General features: G+C 71.1%; 15 protein-coding genes. 5 read left to right on the top strand and 10 right to left on the bottom strand.

What is annotated here, in order from left to right; all coding sequences use genetic code 11:
* Nucleotides 1–6: 6 nt before the first annotated feature.
* The 6 genes from ACZ5AJ_RS09455 to ACZ5AJ_RS09430 are packed head-to-tail and all read right to left on the bottom strand — an operon-like array spanning nucleotide 7 to nucleotide 6,637.
* Nucleotides 7–963: a MurR/RpiR family transcriptional regulator gene (locus ACZ5AJ_RS09455; RefSeq protein ID WP_464133350.1), complete on the bottom strand. Its 957-nt coding sequence runs from the start codon at nucleotides 961–963 to the stop codon at nucleotides 7–9.
* Nucleotides 960–1,928: an N-acetylmuramic acid 6-phosphate etherase gene (locus ACZ5AJ_RS09450; protein WP_464133344.1), complete on the bottom strand. Its 969-nt coding sequence runs from the start codon at nucleotides 1,926–1,928 to the stop codon at nucleotides 960–962. The genes ACZ5AJ_RS09455 and ACZ5AJ_RS09450 overlap by 4 nt, the downstream gene beginning before the upstream one ends.
* The gene (locus ACZ5AJ_RS09445) at nucleotides 1,928–3,544 is read right to left on the bottom strand and encodes a glycoside hydrolase family 3 N-terminal domain-containing protein (protein ID WP_464133342.1); all 1,617 of its coding nucleotides are present in this window, start codon (nucleotides 3,542–3,544) and stop codon (nucleotides 1,928–1,930) included. The genes ACZ5AJ_RS09450 and ACZ5AJ_RS09445 overlap by 1 nt, the downstream gene beginning before the upstream one ends.
* The gene (locus ACZ5AJ_RS09440) at nucleotides 3,541–4,365 is read right to left on the bottom strand and encodes a carbohydrate ABC transporter permease (RefSeq protein ID WP_464133337.1); all 825 of its coding nucleotides are present in this window, start codon (nucleotides 4,363–4,365) and stop codon (nucleotides 3,541–3,543) included. Before ACZ5AJ_RS09440 ends, ACZ5AJ_RS09445 begins: the two co-directional genes overlap by 4 nt.
* Complete coding sequence (locus ACZ5AJ_RS09435; RefSeq protein ID WP_464133334.1) at nucleotides 4,362–5,327, bottom strand: carbohydrate ABC transporter permease; 966 nt, start codon at nucleotides 5,325–5,327, stop codon at nucleotides 4,362–4,364. The genes ACZ5AJ_RS09440 and ACZ5AJ_RS09435 overlap by 4 nt, the downstream gene beginning before the upstream one ends.
* A gap of 11 nt (nucleotides 5,328–5,338) precedes the next feature.
* Nucleotides 5,339–6,637, bottom strand: coding sequence for a sugar ABC transporter substrate-binding protein (locus tag ACZ5AJ_RS09430; protein ID WP_464133330.1), 1,299 nt, complete (start codon nucleotides 6,635–6,637; stop codon nucleotides 5,339–5,341).
* Nucleotides 6,638–6,726: 89 nt separating this feature from the next.
* On the opposite strand from ACZ5AJ_RS09430, the gene ACZ5AJ_RS09425 reads away from it, so the two are divergent.
* Nucleotides 6,727–7,821 (top strand): N-acetylglucosamine kinase, encoded by a 1,095-nt coding sequence (locus ACZ5AJ_RS09425; protein ID WP_464133328.1) that lies wholly within the window; start codon nucleotides 6,727–6,729, stop codon nucleotides 7,819–7,821.
* Here the strand turns inward: ACZ5AJ_RS09425 and ACZ5AJ_RS09420 are convergent.
* Together ACZ5AJ_RS09420 and ACZ5AJ_RS09415 are read right to left on the bottom strand one after the other, a co-directional pair.
* Nucleotides 7,767–8,039 (bottom strand): 2Fe-2S iron-sulfur cluster-binding protein, encoded by a 273-nt coding sequence (locus ACZ5AJ_RS09420; protein ID WP_464133325.1) that lies wholly within the window; start codon nucleotides 8,037–8,039, stop codon nucleotides 7,767–7,769. The two genes, ACZ5AJ_RS09425 and ACZ5AJ_RS09420, sit on opposite strands and share 55 nt — an antisense overlap.
* 182 nt (nucleotides 8,040–8,221) lie before the next feature.
* Entirely contained in the window at nucleotides 8,222–8,458 is a 237-nt protein-coding gene (locus ACZ5AJ_RS09415; RefSeq protein WP_464133323.1) for a hypothetical protein, read from the bottom strand.
* 225 nt (nucleotides 8,459–8,683) lie between these two features.
* Here ACZ5AJ_RS09415 and ACZ5AJ_RS09410 point away from each other — a divergent pair, with 225 nt between their 5' ends.
* The 4 genes from ACZ5AJ_RS09410 (at nucleotide 8,684) to ACZ5AJ_RS09395 (ending at nucleotide 15,299) form a co-directional block, all read left to right on the top strand.
* Complete coding sequence (locus ACZ5AJ_RS09410) at nucleotides 8,684–9,427, top strand: response regulator transcription factor (protein WP_464133320.1); 744 nt, start codon at nucleotides 8,684–8,686, stop codon at nucleotides 9,425–9,427.
* Nucleotides 9,424–11,067 (top strand): sensor histidine kinase, encoded by a 1,644-nt coding sequence (locus tag ACZ5AJ_RS09405; RefSeq protein WP_464133318.1) that lies wholly within the window; start codon nucleotides 9,424–9,426, stop codon nucleotides 11,065–11,067. The genes ACZ5AJ_RS09410 and ACZ5AJ_RS09405 overlap by 4 nt, the downstream gene beginning before the upstream one ends.
* A 300-nt stretch (nucleotides 11,068–11,367) precedes the next feature.
* The gene (gene ileS / locus ACZ5AJ_RS09400; protein WP_464133315.1) at nucleotides 11,368–14,664 is read left to right on the top strand and encodes an isoleucine--tRNA ligase; all 3,297 of its coding nucleotides are present in this window, start codon (nucleotides 11,368–11,370) and stop codon (nucleotides 14,662–14,664) included.
* A gap of 155 nt (nucleotides 14,665–14,819) precedes the next feature.
* On the top strand, nucleotides 14,820–15,299 hold the full coding sequence (locus tag ACZ5AJ_RS09395; protein ID WP_464133312.1) for a hypothetical protein: 480 nt from the start codon (nucleotides 14,820–14,822) through the stop codon (nucleotides 15,297–15,299).
* Here the strand turns inward: ACZ5AJ_RS09395 and ACZ5AJ_RS09390 are convergent.
* Nucleotides 15,256–16,893, bottom strand: coding sequence for a WXG100 family type VII secretion target (locus ACZ5AJ_RS09390; protein ID WP_464133309.1), 1,638 nt, complete (start codon nucleotides 16,891–16,893; stop codon nucleotides 15,256–15,258). The two genes, ACZ5AJ_RS09395 and ACZ5AJ_RS09390, sit on opposite strands and share 44 nt — an antisense overlap.
* Entirely contained in the window at nucleotides 16,890–17,738 is an 849-nt protein-coding gene (locus ACZ5AJ_RS09385) for a hypothetical protein (protein ID WP_464133306.1), read from the bottom strand. Before ACZ5AJ_RS09385 ends, ACZ5AJ_RS09390 begins: the two co-directional genes overlap by 4 nt.
* Nucleotides 17,739–17,865: the final 127 nt, after the last annotated feature.

Below are 17,865 nucleotides of genomic sequence, written 5' to 3'. Positions count from 1 at the left end.
AGGGGATCAGGGGCGCCTGCCCAGGCGACGGTCGGAGACGGCCGCGTAGGTGCGGGCCAGAGCCTCCCCAGCGCTCTCGTGATGGCGCTGGGCGACCGCGACGAACAGGATGTCCACGAGGGTCAGCTGCGCCAGTCGCGACGCCGTCGCCCCCGACCGGAAGGGCGACTCCTGCGCAGCCGTCAGGAGGTGCACGTCGCTCTCCTCCACGACGGGACTGCCCGGAGTGTTCGTGACCGCGACGGTCGCCGCACCGCCGCTGCGCGCGATCCGCAGCGCATCGAGGATATCGATCGTGTCGCCTCCGTGGGAGATGCCGATCGCGACGTCCCCCTCCTCGAGCAGCGCCGCGGCGGGCAGACCCTCATGGGCGTTGGTGTAGGAGGTCGCCCAGCGGCCGATCCTCGAGAGCTTCTGCTGCAGGTCCACGGCCGCGATCCCGGAGGCGCCCGCCCCGAACACGGCGATCCTGCGTGCGGAGGCGACGGTCCGGGTGGCGTGCGCGAGATCGTCGAGGTCGATCCCGCGGGCGGTCTCGGCGACGGCGCGGGAGTCGGCATAGGCGATCTTCGCCACCACCTGCTCGAGCGAGTCCGCCGGGTCGATGTCTCGATTCAGGTGCATGAACTCCTCGCGCGCGGCCTCGCCCGCCTCCTTGCCGTGCGCGAAGGCGAGGTCCGTGCGCAGGGCGGCTCGGAACTCCCGGTAGCCGGTGAAGCCGAGGTCACGGGCCAGACGGACGACCGAGGCGGGGGAGGAGTCCGAGGCGTCGGCGAGCTGCGCGATCGACATGTCGGCGCTCGCGGCGGGATCGGCGAGGACCGTGTCGGCGATGCGCCGCAGCGCACCGGCCAGGGACCGTCGCACCGCCTTCAGCGGAGTGAGCACGCCGCCGTCGGGCTCGGCGTCCCTCCCCTCGGAGCCGTCGCGCCCCTCGGTGCCGCTGCTCCCGTCGGCGCTCATCCGCCAGCCCCCTGCGCGGGCGCCTGACGCAGAGAGGCGACGGCCGTGCGGATCCCGGCGGGATCGCCGCTGCGCCCGGGATCGGACGGGTAGCGGTCCGAGGCCGACCGGGAGGTCTCGACGTCCGCCCCCGAGAGGATGCTGATGAGGGCGATCCGCACGCTGCCGTCCGCCGCCTCCAGCGCGGCCTCGGCGGCGCTCGCGCTCTCGGCCCCCGCCTGGACGAGCATCCGGACGGTGCGAGCGACCAGCTTCTCGTTGCTCGCCCGCACATCGATCATGAGGTTCGAGTAGGTCTTGCCCAGTCTCACCATGGTCGCCGTGGACAGCGCGTTCAGGAGGATCTTCTGCGCGGTCCCCGCCTTCATGCGCGTCGATCCGGTGACCGCCTCGGGGCCGACGTCCGCCAGCAGCGCATGGTCCGCGAGCGTCGCGAGCGGAGCATGGGGGTTCGCCGAGATCAGGCCCGTCACCAGGGAGCGCTCACGGGCCGCGGCCAGTGCCCCGCCGACGTACGGGGTGCGGCCCGAGGCGGCGAGCCCGATGACGACGTCACCGTCCCGGCAGTGCTCCGCGACGACCGTCGCTCCCGCCTGCTCGGAGTCCTCGGCCCCCTCGCCGGCGACGATCATCGCCTCGAGCCCTCCAGCGATGTGCGCCCGGAAGCTCTCGGGGCCGACATGGAAGGTCGGGGGCAGCTCGGCGGCATCCAGCACGCCGAGCCGCCCCGACGTCCCCGCACCCACGTAATGGACGGTCCCGCCCGCGGCGATCGCATCGACGCAGGCGTCGACCAGCGCGCCGAGCCGGTCCGACAGCGTCTGCACGGCGGCGATCACGGCGCTGTCCTCATCGAGGATCCTCGCGACGAGGTCCGACGAGCCGAGCGTGTCGAGATCCGTGGTGGAGGGATTGCGCTCCTCGGTCGGAGAGCGCAGGTCCAGCACATCGCGCCATGTGGTCATCAGGACCGATCTCCTTGCGTCGGGGCCGTCAGCAGCTGTACGACGGCGTCCATCATGGCCCGACCACCGCCCGGTGCGAGGGCGACGGTCAGAGGATGGTCAGGCTCGGCGCCCTCCGGGGTCGCGCCCTCCGGAGTCGCGCCCTCCGGGGTCGCGCCCTCCGGTGCGCGGGGCACCCGGTCGGGCGCGAGCGCGGGGACGCCGGTGTGCACGACGAGGAGGTGGCCTGTGCGGTCGGTCTGCGCGGCGGTCCTCCTGAGGATCGCGAGCTCGCGCTCGTCGGCGCGGCCCATGCGGGTGATCACCGTGGTCAGGACCGGCGGCTCCTCGTCGTCCGAGGTCGGGAATCCGACGGAGCGCAGCCCGCTCCGCTCGAGAGCAGGGGACAGCAGATCCTGACCGGATCCCGAGGCGTGGTCCCGCCGGATGCGCGCGTCGATCACCGCGACCGCCGCGCCCTTCGGAGCTCTCGGCGCGGGACCGAGGAGTGCGACCGCCCGCTGCGCCGCCTCTGCTCCCACCGCCCTCAGCCGCTCGAGCGGCTCCGATGCTGCGGTTGCGGTTGCGGCTGCGGCTGCGGCTGCGGCTGCGGCTGCGGCTGCGGGTCGACGATGCCCGGCGGTCGGGCTGAGCAGCGCATCCCGCCGTGCACGGAGCGTGCGGAGGTGCTCCCGCTCGAGCCGTCCGGCATCGAGCGCGGCGACGATCGCGTCGTGGGCCTCGCGCAGCATCCCTCGATCGTCCCGGCGCATCGAGGTCCCCAGGCACAGCAGGTCCGAGCCCGCCTCGAGAGCGCGGACCGCGGCCTCGCCGAGCCCGATCTCCGCGGAGGCCCCGGCCATGTCGAGGGCATCGGTGATGATCAGCCCTTCGAACCCGAGCGAGCGGGCACGGGCAGGACCCCAGGACGAGAGGGAGGCGGGGCCCTCACCGAGTGCGGGCACGAGGATGTGCGCGCTCATCCAGGCCGACGCCGCTCCGGCGACCGCGAGGTCGAAGAAGGGCGCCAGATGGGTCCGGGCGAAGGCGTCCCGGTCGAGATCGACGCTGGGCAGGGCCACGTGGGAGTCCTGGGCGGTGTCGCCGTGGCCGGGAAAGTGCTTCGCGCAGGCGAGGACCCCCGCGGCCTCGAGACCCTCGGCGAAGGCGATGGCATGACGGGCCACCAGGCGAGGATCGGGGCCGAAGGAGCGGACGCCGATGACCGGGTTCGCGTCGCGGCTCGCGACGTCGGCGACCGGCGCGAAGTCCATGTCGATGCCGACGGCGGAAAGCAGCGCGCCCGTGGCCCTCCCCGCCCGGCGGGTCAGGACCTCGTCGTCGACCCGCCCGAGCGCCGCGGCCGACGGGAGCGAGGAGCCGACGGTCGCCTCGAGCCTGGTGACCTGGCCGCCCTCCTCGTCGATCGCGATCAGAGCGCGACCCTCGGAGGCCGCACGGATGCTCGCCGTCAGCGCCGCCGTCGTCCCGAGGTCCGGGACGTTGCGGCCGAACAGCACGATCCCCCCGAGGCCGACGCGGAGCGCCTCGGCGAGCCACGGCCGCAGCTCGGTGCCGTCCATGCACGCCAGCAGCGGGGCCAGGGCGTCGGGATCCCAGAGGTCGTCGGCGCTCATCCCTTCACCGCCCCTGCTGTCAGCCCGGAGGCGAGATTGCGCTGCACCAGCACGAAGAAGATCACGACGGGAAGGGCGATGATCGTCGACGCCGCCATGATCGGCCCCCACTCGGCGGAGTTCTGCGTGAAGAAGCCGCGCAGGCCGATGCCGACGGTGTACTTCGAGGAGTCGTTCAGGAAGGTCAGCGCGAAGATGAACTCGTTCCAGGCGGTGATGAAGGAGAACACCGAGGTCGCCACGAGACCGGGGGCGACCAGCGGCAGGAGGATCGAGCGGAACATCCGCAGCGGCGTCGCCCCGTCGACGTAGGCGGCCTCCTCGAGCTCCTTGGGGACCGCGGCGACGAACCCGCGCAGGTTCCAGATGGCGAAGGGCAGGGAGAACGCCAGGTACACGATCACCAGGCCCAGCAGGGAGTTCAGCAGGGAGAAGGTCTTGGCCTGGAGGAAGAGCGGGATCACGAGGGCCTCGAGCGGAACCATCTGGACCATGAGCACCAGGATCAGGACCATCGTGTGCAGCCGAAAGCGGAACCGGGCCACGGCGATCGCCGCCAGCAGCGCCACCAGCGAGGAGATCAGGACCGTTCCGATCGCGACGACCGCCGAGTTGCGGACATAGTCCAGGAACGAGGCCCGGACCAGCACGCGATGGAAGTGGTCGAGGGTGAACCCCTCCGGCAGCAGGGAGGCGCCGCGGGAGGAGGCGGAGGGGTCGAACGCGGTCGAGATCATCCAGTAGAAGGGGAAGAGGGAGAGCAGCAGCAGCACGGCGACGCCCGCACCCTTGAGCACCGCGGCGGAGCGAGGGGGCCTCACAGCTCGTCCTCCTTCATCAGCACGCGCATGTAGATCACGGAGATCACCAGCAGCACGGCGGTCAGCAGCACGGCGATCGTCGATCCCATCCCGTACTCGCCCTGCGAGAACGATTCGGTGTAGGACCACACGCCCAGGTTCATCACGGAGCGGTTGGTGCCGTCGCCGCCGGGCATCAGATACACCTGCGTGAAGACCTTGAAGTCCCAGATCGTCGACAGGATGATGCAGACCGCGAGGATCGGTCGCAGCATCGGGACGGTCACCCTCGTGAAGCAGGTCCAGGCGCTCGCGCCGTCGACGCGAGCGGCCTCGTACAGCTCGACGGGCACGGTGAGCCGTCCGGCCAGGACCGTCACCGCGATGAACGGGAAGCCGTGGTATACGACGTTCATGGTCGCGATCGCGTAGAACATCAGCCGGGAGTCCCACCAGTTCCAGCGACCGGCCTCGAGAACGCCGAGCAGGTCCAGCGAGCTCGCGACGAAGCCGTTGAGCGGGTCGAACAGCCACACGAACACATAGGTCCCGGTGATCGCGGGAATCGCCCAGGCCACCATGATCGCCGTGACGCAGATCGTCCTCCAGGTCCGCCCCAGCGAGTGCAGGAACAGCGCGACGGCGACTCCGACCGCCATCGTCAGCACGACGCAGACGATGGCGAAGCCGACGGTGTTGGGCAGAACCGTCCCCCAGAGGAACGGATCGGTGAGGACGTCGACATAGTTGTCGAGCCCCACGTAGTCGCTCTCGCCCCGCAGCAGGTTGCGCAGCTCGTAGTCCTGCAGGGACAGGTTCACCACCCGGATCAGGGGGACGACGAGCAGGGCGGCGAGGACGATCAGGCCGGGCGCGAGCAGCAGCCACGGCGCGAGCGCGCGCCGACGACGTCGGGAGGCCGACGGCGGTGCGGCGCCCGTCGACTCCGCGAGGCCGCTCGTCGGCGGGGCGAGCGAGGTCATGCGGCCGTCCCTCAGTCCTGGAAGATCTCGTCCATCTCGGCGGCCGCGGCATCGCACGCGGTCTGCACGTCCTGCCCCTCGGCGAGGATGCTGTTGAGCAGGTTCGGGATCGTCTTCCTGCCCTCGATCTTCCCCCACAGCGGAGTGACCGGGACCGACCTCCCTCCCTCCTCCATGGCCTGCGCGAACGGTGCCATGAGGTCCCCGCCCTCGTCGACAACGGTCTGCAGCGCCTCGGTCTGGCCCGGGAAGTAGTTGGTCTCCTGGGCCCATCGGGTGGCGAAGTCCCCTGTGGCCATCAGCTGGATCAGCTCGAAGGCGAGCTCGGGCTCCTCGCAGGACTCGAAGCGGCACAGGTGCGAGCCGCCGAGGAAGGCGTCCGCGACAGGGGAGTCCTTGGCCGGGACGGTGTAGGCCACGAGCCTGTCGTACAGCTCCGGGACATCCTGCTGGATGGTCGCGGGGACCCAGGAACCGGTGATGAACATGGCGATCTGCCCCTGCTCGAAGGACGCGAGCGCATCGGTCTCCGTCCACGTCGAGGCGGCGGCGGTGGAGGAGTCATGGTCCTGCGCGAGCCCCACGTACCAGGAGAGGCCCTCGACGGCCTCGGGCTGGTCGATCGCCGCGGTCCACTGGCCGTCGGCCTCGGTGGCGATGTCGCCGCCCGCGCCCCAGATGAACGGGACCATGGAGAACATGGCGGCGCCGGGGACCGGGAAGGCGATGGTGTCCGGGTCGGACTCCTGGATCGCCTCGATCATCGCGAGCAGGTCGTCCCAGGACTCCGGCTGCCTGTTCACGCCGGCCCTCTCGAGGATCTCCGCGTCCCCGAGGATGGCCCGCACACCGGCGTACCAGGGCATGCCGTAGGTGACGCCGTCCAGGGTGCCGGCGTCGACGAGCCCCTGCACCAGGCCGTCGGCCAGGCCGGCCGCCTCGATGTCGTCGGTGAGGTCCGAGAGTCCTCCGGCGTCGGCGAACTCGGGCGTCCAGGTCGTGCCGACCTCGGCGACATCAGGGCCGGTGCCGCCGGTCATGGCTGTCACGAACTTGTCGTGGGCGCCGTCCCAGGGCTGCACCTCGACGGTCAGGTCCGCTCCGGTGAGGTCGGTGAAGGCGGTCTTGAGCTCTTCGATGTATGCGTCGGCGTCGGCGTTGGTCCCCTCCATGATCCAGAGGGTGAGGGTCTTGCCGGCGTTGGCCTCGGTGTCGGTGGGATCGGTGGTCCCGCCGTCGCCGCAGGCCGCGGCGGTGAGGGCGAGAGTGCCGGCGGTGCCGGCGGTGAGCAGAGTGCGACGGTCGAGCATGAGCGATCTCCTTCGATCGTGGTCCGCCGGGATGACTCGTGAAAAAGAGTTCCATTGCATTCGTCCACATAAAAGTTACCATGATCACTATGGGACGCACCCACCTGCCCTCGGAAGCCGAGGAGCCGTCGGGCGACCCGCCGCGGCGGATGCTGCTGATGGGCGGGGATGTCGGCGCGACGCACAGCCGTGTGCGGCTCCACGAGGCGCCGACGGACCCCTGTGCCGACGGTCCCGGCCCGCTGATCGCCCGTGCAGAGGGGCCCGGCTACAACCCGAACTCCACCCATCGCAGCGGCATCCTCCCGCTGGTCGATACGCTGCGCGAGGTCCTCGAGGGGGTGCGCGATGCGGACCCCGGACAGGTGATCGCCGTGCTCGGGATTGCCGGCGCCGGTCCTGCCCACCATGCGGAGGTCCAGTCCCTCGTGCGCGGGGCGCTCGCCGAGCACGGCGTCTCGCGAGAGGACGTGCGGGTCGTCGACGACCAGACCACGGCGTTCGCCGCGGGCGGCACCGACGGTGACGGGCTGCTGCTGATGGCGGGCACCGGTGCGGCCGCCGTGCGGTTCGTCGGGCACAGGCCCATGGACCGCTGCGACGGGATGGGGTGGCTGCTGGGGGATACGGGATCAGCGGTGTGGATGGGACGCGAGGTGCTGCGCGCCGTCGCCGCAGACATCGACGACCGGGGTCCGGGGACCGCTCTGACCGCTCTGGTGCTCGACCATCTGGGGATCGGTGCCGCCGATCCGCGACAGCCGCTGATCGCCGCTGTCAGAGGGCTCGATCCGGCGCAGTGGGGAGCCTTCGCGCCGATCCTGCAGCGATGCGAGCACGACCCGATCGCGGGGGCCATCCTGCGAGCTGCGGCCGGGGCGCTCCTCGATGCCGTCGATGCGGTGCGTGGCTCGCGGGCCAGAGGAGCGGAGGGTCCGGTCGTGCTGACCGGGTCGGTGCTCGAGCACAACCTCGCGGTGTCGGAACGCGTGCGTGCGGGGCTCGCGGAGCGGGGTCTCGAGGTGCTGCCCGCCCGCTCACCGGTGGAGGGGGCCCTGCGGATCGCCCGCAGGGACCAGCAGCTGAGGGAGCAGGCCGGGGAGGCCGGAGGGGGCGGACCCCGGGGGGATCAGATGTCGATCTCGATCTCGCCGACGCCTCGCGACACGCACGTGGTCATCTGAGTCTCGTGCTCGTCCTCCATGAGGAACTCGTCCATGTGCTCGACCTCGCCGGAGACCAGGGGGACGACGCAGGTGCCGCACACGCCGCCCTCGCACGAGTAGTCCATGGAGACGCCGGCGTCGAGCAGAGCCTGCAGGAGGGACTGACCCTCTTCGACCTCGACGGTGATGCCGGACTTCAGGCACTTGGCGGTGAAGGGCTCTCCGAACAGCGACATGCTCGCTCCTCATGGGACGTGACGACGGGCCGTACCGGGAGTTTTCCACGGCGGCGGTCTCTCCAGGATCTCACGATCGGGACGGGACCTTCGGGTGACGACCGTCATGCCGGACGCCGGGCTGTCCGGGAGCGCCCCGTGATGGCGCGGCCGGTCCGTCATGTCAGCAGCCGATCAGCGGGTCAGGAGTCCTCCCGGTCCCGCTCCGAGCTGGACGAGGTGTGCGTCGTCGTCGTGGTGGTCGACACCGAGATCTGGTTCTGACCTGCTGCGGAGGAGCTGCTCGAGGGCTGGAGGGCGAGGGCTGAGGGCCCGAAGGAGAGCACCAGCATCGCCGCTGCGCCGAGGGTGGCGGCGGCGGGGCGGACGGCGCCGCGGTGAGAGCTGTGTCGCGTCGTCGCGCTGTCATCGTTCGTCATCGAGACCTCCTGGACTCGTGGTCCGGCGGCGGCCGGCCCCGGCGGGGTCCGGTCCTCGACCGGTCCTTGGGTCGACGTCCGGGATCCATCGAAGTCGCTGCCCCTGTGCATCCCCTGTGCGCGCGGATCCGGGTCCCTGTGAAGGGCGCTGGCCCCGGTGACGGGGAGACGGACGCGGTCTACGCTCGGAGCATCAGCCCACCCCGGGCGTTCTCAGGAGGACCTGTGCCGGACACCGCTCATTCCGCCCTCGCCGCGCTGCCGCGCCTCGAGCACCCCGACGGCTCGCCGGTGCGCGTGCTCGTCGTGGAGGACGAGCCGACGATCGCGGACCTCCTGCGCTTCCCCCTGCAGATGATCGGCTGGGACGTCGCGATCAGCGGCGACGGCCTGGAGGCTGTGCGGGTGGCGCGGGAGACGCGGCCCGATGTGCTGGTCCTGGACCGCATGCTCCCCGGCCTGGACGGGGCCGAGGTGCTCCGCCGGATCCGTGCGCTGCATCCCGAGATCCCCGCTCTCATGCTCACGGCGATGGATGCGCCGTCGGACCGCATCGGGGGCCTCGCCGCCGGTGCCGATGACTACGTGACCAAGCCGTTCGCCATCGAGGAGGTGCTGCTGCGGCTGCACCGTCTGGTGCAGCGCTCCGGCGTCGTCGCGCAGGGCAGCAACGAACTGGTCGTCGGCGATCTGGTGATGAACCTGGACACCCACGAGGTCACGCGGGGCGGTGAGGACATCGCGCTGACGGCGACGCAGTACCAGCTGCTGCAGTACCTGATGGAGAACCCGCAGAGGGTGCTCTCGAAGGCGCAGATCCTCGAGGCAGTGTGGAACTACGACTTCGGCGGGCAGGCCAACATCGTCGAGCTGTACATCTCCTATCTGCGCAAGCGGATCGACGTCGGCCGTGAGCCGATGATCCACACCGTCCGCGGCGCGGGCTACGTGCTCAAGCCGGCCGGATGAGCGGCGCGCCCGCGGCCGACGGCGCTCGTGCCCCACGTCGGCTCAGCCTGCGCACCACCCTCGTCGGACTGCTGATCGCGACGGTCGCCGTGGTGTGCATCGCCGTCGGCGTCGTCACCCATGCCTCCGTCCGGACTCAGCTCCATGCCGAGCTCGACGGCCAGCTCGAGCGGGCCGCCGAGCGTGCGGTCTCCCGTGAGGAGTTCCTCGACGCGTTCGAGGACATGCTCCAGCAGCCCGTCCCCGACGACGGCACGGTCCCTGAGGACGGGACCGTCCTCGAGGATCCGCAGGATCCGTCCCAGCAGCCGCCGGACAGCGGCGAGTTCGAGCTGACGGCCGTGGTGGAGGACGGCGTCGTCGTCTCGGCTGCCTGGCGCGACCAGCACGGGGTCCAGCAGATCCTCGGAGCCGAGGACCGCGAGGTGCTCCAGGAGGCGCTCGACGACGGGGAGGGATCGACCACCGTCCAGCTGTCCATCGGCACGTACCGCGTGCTCACGCGGGAGATCGGCGCCCCCGACGCAGATGATCCCGACGGCGCCGACGCCGGCACCCATGCCGACGATGCCGACGATGCCGACGTCGCCGGTGATGCGGATGGCGCGGACTGGGCGACAGTGATGACGGGGCTTCCGATGACCTCGGTGAGCAGCACGCTCATGCGTCTGGACGTGACCCTGCTGGTCGCAGGACTCGGAGCGGTCCTCGTGACAGGGCTGGCCGGATCGTTCATCGTGCGGCGCACGCTGCGTCCGCTCGATGATGTCGCCCGGCTCGCCTCGGACGTCGCCGTCACGCCGCTGGACCACGGTTCGGTCACCCTCGCAGAGCGGGTTCCTGCCCAGCACTCGGCGCCGGGCACGGAGGTGGGGGAGGTCGGCCGCGCCCTCAACCATCTGCTGGACAACGTCGAGAGCGCCATCGACACCCGTCATCGCAGTGAGGAGCGCATGCGGCGCTTCATCGCCGACGCCAGCCACGAGCTGCGCACCCCGCTCACCGCGATCCGCGGATACTCGGAGATCCTGCGGCTGACCGAGTCGCTGAGCGAGCAGGGGCTGCAGTCCGTCTCCCGGCTCGACGCGCAGTCCCAGCGCATGACCTCCCTCGTCGAGGACCTGCTGCTGCTGACCAGGCTCGACGACGGAGCACCGCGGGCCGAGGAGGACGTCGACCTCGGCGAGGCCGTCCTCGAGTCCGTGATGGACGCCCGCGCCACCGGTCCCGACCATCGCTGGGACGTGCATGTGCCGGATGCCCCTGTCGTCGTCCGCGGGGACCCGCGCCAGCTCACCCAGGTGGTCGTGAACCTTCTGTCCAATGCCCGCAAGCACACCCCCGCGGGGACCCGGGTGAGAGTGCGCCTGGAGGGCGAGGGCGAGCGCGAGGGCGAGAGCGGCGATGCAGCGGTGCTGACGGTCGAGGACGACGGGCCGGGCATCGACCCCGAGCTGCTGCCGGACGTGTTCTCCCGCTTCACCCGCGCGGACCGGGCACGGTCGGGCAAGGAGGGGACGACGGGTCTGGGGCTGTCCATCGTGCGCGCGATCGCGGTCGCCCACGGCGGCGACGTCGTCGTCGAGTCCCGGCCGGGGCGGACCGTGTTCACCCTGTCTCTTCCGCTGGCCGACGGATGACCCGCGCCGGGCTGCTGCGTACACTGTCGGCCATCGGCATCGACCCGGCCATCACCGGAGAGCCGCGGGAAGAACAGCCCCTCCGCCTGTCGTCCGTCCTCGGGCGCACGGGAGGGGCCCAGTAGAACCCGCCGGGACCAGCCCGTCACAGCTGAGGAACGAGGGGGCGCCCCCACCGCACCGCGCCCCGGTGCGGATCGGGCGTCAACCGAGGTGGTACCGCGTCGTCGGCCCGTGCCGGAGACGTCCTCGGACTGCATCGTCGCCGTCCATCACCACCTATGACGGAGGTCCGTCCCCATGGTCTACCCGGTCAGCGGAGACCCGCTCGTCCCCTCGCCGAACCTGCCCCAGCTGGAGAACAGCATCCAGGAGTTCTGGCGCACCGACGACACCTTCCGCGCCTCGATCGCCCAGCGCGAGGGCGCCGAGGAGTTCGTCTTCTACGACGGCCCTCCCTTCGCCAACGGGCTGCCGCACTACGGCCACCTGCTGACCGGGTTCGTCAAGGACGTCATCCCGCGCTTCCGGACGATGTGCGGGTACAGGGTCGACCGCCGCTTCGGCTGGGACACCCACGGTCTGCCCGCCGAGCTCGAGGCCATGCGGGAGCTCGGCATGACCGAGAAGTCCGAGATCGAGGAGATGGGTCTGCAGGCGTTCAACAATGCCGCCCGCGCCTCGGTCCTGAAGTACACGAAGGAGTGGGAGGAGTACGTCACCCGGCAGGCGCGCTGGGTCGACTTCGAGAACGACTACAAGACCCTCGACGTCACCTTCATGGAGTCCGTGCTGTGGGCCTTCAAGACGCTCTACGACAAGGGCCGCGCCTATGAGGGCTACTACGTCCTGCCCTACTGCTGGAAGGACCAGACGCCGCTCAGCGCCCACGAGCTGCGCATGGACGACGACGTCTACCAGGACCGCCAGGATCAGACCGTGACGGTCACCTTCCCGTTCGTCGGCGAGAAGGCTCGCGAGCTCGGTCTCGAGGACGTGAAGGCGCTGGCCTGGACCACCACCCCGTGGACCCTCCCGACCAACTTCTCCCTCGCCGTCGGCCCCGAGCTCGAGTACGCGGTCGTCGCCGCCGGACCGCTCGGTGCGGCCGACGGCACCCCCGCCGGCGAGGGACGGTACCTCATGGCGAAGGCGCTCATCGGCACCTACGCCAAGGAGCTCGGCTACGAGGGCGCCGACGACGTCCTCGCCGCACTCGAGGAGCGCGTGTTCGCGGGCTCCGAGCTCGAGCGCGTCGCCTACCTGCCGCTGTGGACGGTCTACTCCGACGACCGCGCCCGGTGGGGCACCCAGAACGCCTGGATCGTCACCGTCGCCGACTACGTCTCCACCGATGACGGCACCGGCGTGGTCCATCAGGCGACCGCATACGGCGAGATCGACCAGCAGGTCAACGCCGAGTACGGCATCCCCGTGATCGTCTCGGTCGACGAGGGCGCCCAGTTCCTGGACTACTTCCGCGGCACCGAGCTCGACGAGATCGCCGGTCTCCAGGTGTTCGAGGCCAACCGCCCGATCATCCGCAACCTGCAGCGCGAGGGCCGGCTGATGCGCGAGGCCAGCTATGTGCACTCGTACCCGCACTGCTGGCGCTGCCGCAACCCTCTGATCTACAAGGCCGTCAGCTCCTGGTACGTGAAGGTCGCCGACCAGCGCGAGCGCATGCTCGAGCTCAACGAGCAGATCGACTGGGTCCCCGGGAACGTCAAGGACGGCCAGTTCGGCAGGTGGCTCGAGGGCGCCCGTGACTGGGCGATCTCCCGCAACCGCTACTGGGGCTCGCCGATCCCGGTGTGGAAGAGCGACGACCCGAACCATCCGCGCGTCGAGGTCTACGGCTCCCTCGCGGAGCTCGAGGAGGCCTTCGGGACGCTCCCGCGCGACGAGCACGGCGAGGTCAACCTCCACCGTCCCTACATCGACGAGCTCACCCGGCCGAACCCGGACGACCCGACCGGCCGCTCCACCATGCGGCGCGTGGACGAGGTCTTCGACGTCTGGTTCGACTCGGGCTCGATGCCCTTCGCGCAGGTGCACTACCCCTTCGAGAACACCGACTGGTTCGAGTCGCACAACCCGGCGGACTTCATCGTGGAGTACATCGGACAGACCCGTGGCTGGTTCTACGTCATGCACGTGCTCTCCACGGCGCTCTTCGACCGCCCGGCGTTCACCTCGGTGATCTGCCACGGCATCGTCCTCGGAGAGGACGGGCAGAAGATGTCCAAGTCGCTGCGCAACTATCCGGACGTCCGCGAGATGTTCGACAGGTACGGCGCCGACGCGATGCGCTGGTTCCTCATGAGCTCGCCGATCCTGCGCGGCGGCAACCTCGTCGTCGACGAGCCGAAGATCCGCGACGCCACGCGCCACGTGGTGCTTCCGCTGTGGAACGTCTGGTACTTCCTGGGCCTGTACGCGAACGCCGCGGGACCCCAGGACGCCGACGGCGCGCCGACCGGATACCGCGGACGCACCCGCCACGACTCGACCGACGTCATGGACCGCTACCTTCTCGCCCGCACCGGCGAGCTCGTGCGCACCGTGAAGGAGTCGATGACGGCGCTCGCCATCGCCGATGCCGCCGAGCTGATCCAGGACTACCTGGACATGCTCACCAACTGGTACGTGCGCCGCTCCCGGGACCGCTTCTGGGAGGGTGACGAGCAGGCCATCGACACGCTCTCCACCTGCCTGGAGACCCTGTGCCGGGTCGTGGCGCCGCTGCTGCCGATGGTCTCGGAGGAGATCTGGAAGCAGCTCACCGGCGGGCGCTCGGTGCACCTGACCGACTGGCCCGATGCCGATCTCTTCCCGACCGACGACGCGCTGGTCGCCCAGATGGACGACGTGCGAGCCATCGCCAGCGCAGGCAACGCGCTGCGCAAGAAGGAGGGGCTGCGCGCCCGCCTGCCGCTCGCCGAGCTCACCGTGGTCCACGCGGATCCCGCCGCGCTCGAGGCCTTCACCGCGATCATCGCCGACGAGCTCAACGTCAAGGCGGTGCGCCTGCTCGACGTCGCGAGCGAGGAGGCCCAGGGCATGGGCGTCGAGCAGCGGCTGAGCGTGAACGCCCGTGCCGCCGGCCCGCGCCTGGGCAAGCAGGTGCAGGTCGTCATCAAGGGCTCGAAGACGGGCGACTGGTCCGTCGCGGAGGATGGCACCGTCACCTCGGGGGGCATCGATCTGGTCGAGGGCGAGTACTCGCTCGATCTGGTCGCCGGGGACTCCTCCGCGCTCGAGGGGCGCGCCGTGGGCGTGCTCCGCGGCGGAGACTTCGTCGTCCTCGACACCCGGCTGACGCCGGAGCTCGAGGCCGAGGGCGTCGCCCGTGACGTGATCCGGGCTATCCAGTCGGCTCGCCGCGAGGCGGGTCTCGACGTCTCCGATCGGATCCGGTTGACCGTGGATGGTGATGCGAATGTCGTCGCAGCGGTCGACGCGCATCGCGAGCTGGTCGCCGGGGAGGTCCTCGCCGTGGAGCTCTCGGTCCCTGCGGCTCCCGCGGACGACGCCCATGAGGCGAGCGAGAAGGTCACGGGCGGCACCGTCCGGGTGTCGGTCGCGAGGGCCTGATCCGAGGTCCTTCTGCCGACGCCTCCTCCTCTCACCTCCTCGTCTCGCCGCGCGCCCTCCGGTCCGCCCGTGGGCGTCTGCGTGTCGGCGGTGGCATGCTCTACCGGGGACCGACTCCTCCCGGGGTCGGTCTCCGGTCCGGAGGAGGGAGCGTGATGGACGGCAGGAGGATCATCGGCGGGCTCGCGTCGGCCGCGGCGTCGACGGTCGGCTCGAGCCGTCTGCTGGGCCGCGGCCTGGAGCGGACGCTCGCGGAGGCCGCCGAGGCGGTCGCCGGCGTGAGCAGGGCTTCCCTGACGACGGGCTTCGACGCCGAGTTCCGCCGGAGCATCGACGGTCATGTCGACCTGGCCGTCGCAGGGGAGGAGGCGCTGCTCGTCTTCGATGAGGTGATGTCCGCGCTCGCCATCGCGGTCGATGCCCGCAGCGATGCGTCGCGGCAGCGCACTCGCATCGTCGGAGGGATCATCGCGCTCGACGCCGGCGGGACGCGGTACGGGATCTGGGATCTGCGGCCCGACCTGGAGGCCGAGCGTGCGCGGCCGGACAGGGTGATCCTCGCGGACTTCGCACCGCAGTCCCCTTCCCGGGTCAGGGAGCGCCGCGACCCGCAGTCACCACCGTCGAGCGGTTGAGAACTGCCCCTTCGCCGAGATAGGTCCCGGTCAGCTCCTCCTGCAGCGCGGTGAGCACGGGGTCGCTGCCGATCGCCCGATCGAGGGAGCCGGCGTACCCGCCGGAGGGGTCGTCGCCGGGTCCCGTCGAGTCGTGGTTCGCCGCCAGCACCTCGAGCGGATCCAGGGAGGAGACCGGGTATCCGGGCAGCGTGACCTCGTGCAGGTTCGGCGCCGACAGTGCGCCCCCGCCGATCTGCGCCCCGCCGAGATCGAGGGCCGGCACGAGGTCCCCGCTGATCCCCTGCTCATCGATGGCGAAGCCATGGTGGACGTCCACCACCTCGGTCGACGCCTGGGCCGGGAGGACGGTCTGGACGGGTGAGCCGACGGTGAGGACGTGCGTGACGTCGTAGGTCCCTGCCGCGCCCGACGGGCTGTTGAACCCCGGATCTGCGGCGAGCCGGCCGGCGATGATCCCGCCCTGCGAGTGTCCCACCAGCAGCACCCGGGACCCCGGGGGGACGTCCGCCGCTTCCATCGCCGCGGTGACGTCGTCCATCGCTGCTGTGCGCTGACCGGCGACCAGACGCAGGTTCGAGGCCCAGTCCCGGGAGTTCCCCTGCTCGCCGTACGCCTCCGGCACATCCGTGATGGACGCGCCCTCGGTCGGGGGGATCTGCACGATGTACACCGCCTCCCCGTCGTCGGCCCGCAGCTGCTGGATGCCGATCCGCCCGGTCTCCAGCGGTCTCCTTCCCTCGTTGCCGGGGACGCGCAGGTCGTCGTTGGCGAGCACGAGATCCTGCAGGGTCCGCGGGCCTGCGCCGGGGGAGTCGTCGACCTCCACGGAGGCGACGATGCCCCCGGGGCGGTCGTCGAGCAGAGGGCTGTCCTTCCCGGTCAGCACCTCATAGGCTCCTACGCCGGCCGAGCCCGCGGCGACCAGACCGGCCGCACCGACCTCGGCGATCGTCGGCGCGCGCTCGCCGGTGGCCCAGTCCGCGAGGAGAGTCCCGAGGTGCTCGGCGTCGCGCTGCAGCTGTGCGATGCCGTCGGTTCTCGCCCCGAGCTGGCCGAGTCCGCTCTCGAGGAGGTCGACGCCGGTTCCCACGGCCCAGCCGATGCCGTCGGAGACCTGGCCTGCGAGCGTCGAGGCGGCCTGCTCGAGCGGTCGTTCCAGCCAGTCCGGGAGCCAGGGGGCGTTCTCATGGAGATAGCCGGAGAGCGCCGCGGAGGCATCCGCCGCAGGGTTCGTGCTCTGTCTCCCAGGACCGGTCTCGTCCCCGGCGCCTCCCGCCGGGGCGCTGTCCCGTGCAGGGGCCGGAGCCGGGCCAGGGGCTGCATCTGGGGCGGAGGCGGCATCCTGCTGCTCGGACTCGGCTCCGGCCTGCTCTCCCAGTGCCGTGAGCTCATGGCTGACCGCTCTCAGGCGCTCGGCGCTCCCGTCCGACCATGCGCTGCGGAAGCCCTCGGCGTCACGTCCCTCCCAGCGCACCGCCTGGACAGCTCCGTCCAGACGGGACTTCAGATTCTCGATCGACCCGGATGCCGACCGCAGCCGCTCGGCATGAGCACGCATCTGCTCGGGGTCCATTCCCTGGAAGCCGCTCATCTCCCGCCGCCGTCCGTCGCAGAACCGGCGCCCGAGTCGGCGGGACCACCGGCTCCGATGCACGCCGCGGTGAAGCGCATCGCCTCCTCGAGGAGGGGGAGTGCGGTGCCGAGGATGTCCCCTGAGGTGACCAGCAGAATCGCTGGCAGCGGCGCTTCCGCATCGATGCGGTGCATGCCCATCTCGCCCTGCACCCAGAGGCGGGAGAAGGACACCGGGGACTGCACGACGCGTCCGGTCCTGTCATGCAGGGTCAGCGAGAGAGCGATGCGGGGGCCATCGGCGGCGAGCGCGTCCCTCAGACGTGGATCCAGATCAGGAAGGCCCGCGAAGGCGTCCTCCGGGGAGGCCCCGCCATCGAGCGAGCGGCGGATCGCCCTGACCTGGTCCGGGGACGGGTGGAGCTCTCCTCCGGCTCCCTCGACCATCAGCCGCGGCGGATCGAGCGCGATCCCGCAGCCGTCGAGGAGCTCGCCGATCGCGGCCGGGACCTGGTCCGTCGGTGCGGTCCGCCACACGGACGGACCGTCGTCGCGCGAGGACTCCAGCGCTGCCGTCCTCGGGCCGGGAGCGATCCGCAGCCGACAGGTCGAGTCGCCCTGCGTCACGGCGATCACCATCAGGGCGGGGGCGGCGAGCTGCCGGGTGACGAGCTCGGTCTCGTCGGCGGAGAGCGTGGGGACCTCCGTCTCCGTCGCCCCCGCCGCCTCGGTCCTGGATCCGGTGCTCGCTCCCGGCGGATGCGGGGTCAGTGCCCGGTACACGGGGTTCCAGTCGCGGGAGGGATCGCAGCCGTCGGCGACGCAGCGGGCCGCCTTCCGCACATGCACGGTCAGCTGTTGCATCGTGATCTCCTGCTCGTCGTCCTGCTTCGATCGTGCCTCGGTGAGCGGGGCGAGCCTCGTCGCCCGCCTCGCGATCCCGACCCTAGGCGCCGCGTCCGAGGCGCGGACTCGAACTCCAGAGGCTGTG

The sequence above is a fragment of the Brachybacterium zhongshanense genome, from assembly GCF_055385755.1.
This window is presented reverse-complemented; position numbering and strand designations above follow the sequence as displayed.

Bases quoted from the DNA above. Each gene is read 5' to 3' on its own strand.
- ACZ5AJ_RS09455 (WP_464133350.1), bottom strand. From the start codon at position 963: ATGAGCGCCGACGGGAGCAGCGGCACCGAGGGGCGCGACGGCTCCGAG.
- ACZ5AJ_RS09450 (WP_464133344.1), bottom strand. From the start codon at position 1,928: ATGACCACATGGCGCGATGTGCTGGACCTGCGCTCTCCGACCGAGGAG.
- ACZ5AJ_RS09445 (WP_464133342.1), bottom strand. From the start codon at position 3,544: ATGAGCGCCGACGACCTCTGGGATCCCGACGCCCTGGCCCCGCTGCTG.
- ACZ5AJ_RS09435 (WP_464133334.1), bottom strand. From the start codon at position 5,327: ATGACCTCGCTCGCCCCGCCGACGAGCGGCCTCGCGGAGTCGACGGGC.
- ACZ5AJ_RS09430 (WP_464133330.1), bottom strand. From the start codon at position 6,637: ATGCTCGACCGTCGCACTCTGCTCACCGCCGGCACCGCCGGCACTCTC.
- ACZ5AJ_RS09425 (WP_464133328.1), top strand. From the start codon at position 6,727: ATGGGACGCACCCACCTGCCCTCGGAAGCCGAGGAGCCGTCGGGCGAC.
- ACZ5AJ_RS09420 (WP_464133325.1), bottom strand. From the start codon at position 8,039: ATGTCGCTGTTCGGAGAGCCCTTCACCGCCAAGTGCCTGAAGTCCGGC.
- ACZ5AJ_RS09415 (WP_464133323.1), bottom strand. From the start codon at position 8,458: ATGACGAACGATGACAGCGCGACGACGCGACACAGCTCTCACCGCGGC.
- ACZ5AJ_RS09405 (WP_464133318.1), top strand. From the start codon at position 9,424: ATGAGCGGCGCGCCCGCGGCCGACGGCGCTCGTGCCCCACGTCGGCTC.
- ileS (WP_464133315.1), top strand. From the start codon at position 11,368: ATGGTCTACCCGGTCAGCGGAGACCCGCTCGTCCCCTCGCCGAACCTG.
- ACZ5AJ_RS09395 (WP_464133312.1), top strand. From the start codon at position 14,820: ATGGACGGCAGGAGGATCATCGGCGGGCTCGCGTCGGCCGCGGCGTCG.
- ACZ5AJ_RS09390 (WP_464133309.1), bottom strand. From the start codon at position 16,893: ATGAGCGGCTTCCAGGGAATGGACCCCGAGCAGATGCGTGCTCATGCC.
- ACZ5AJ_RS09385 (WP_464133306.1), bottom strand. From the start codon at position 17,738: ATGCAACAGCTGACCGTGCATGTGCGGAAGGCGGCCCGCTGCGTCGCC.